This window comes from Pseudomonas sp. 2995-3 (genome assembly GCF_002742565.1).
In the GTDB taxonomy this organism is placed as follows: Bacteria; Pseudomonadota; Gammaproteobacteria; order Pseudomonadales; family Pseudomonadaceae; genus Aquipseudomonas; species Aquipseudomonas edaphica.
In genome coordinates this window covers 1-325 of record NZ_LJSB01000067.1, presented here as the reverse complement: position 1 = coordinate 325, position 325 = coordinate 1, and the positions used below count along the sequence as shown (strand labels likewise).

1 protein-coding gene is annotated in these 325 nt (G+C 34.8%); it reads right to left on the bottom strand.

Translation table 11 applies throughout. From position 1 onward, the window contains the following. On the bottom strand, positions 1–325 hold a 325-nt coding region (locus tag AOA62_RS03845), incomplete at both ends, for a glycine--tRNA ligase subunit beta (protein ID WP_143521726.1).

The following is a 325-nucleotide window of genomic DNA, read 5'->3' as shown; positions in this document are numbered from 1 at the left end:
TATCGTAACTGATTGGATCCCCATTTCATATTTTTAGGGAAATTTAGCCCAGTAATAACATCCTTCAAATCAGCTGCTAAAAGTTCCTTTGTCGTTTTTCCTTCGATATGTTTTTTTACAAAAACATATTCTTCACCTTTTATATCTTTGAAAAATAAATCCTCAACAGAAGCACCTTGTCCCTTAGAAAATCCGATGGCTGCTTTCGTCCAATTCCCATTTTCATCTTGGGCTATTTTTTTTGAAGGTCCCTTCGCTTCTTCTTCATCACTCTGTTTTTCATCTAAATCATGAATTACTAGTGCTAGTCTTCTTGGTGTAGAAT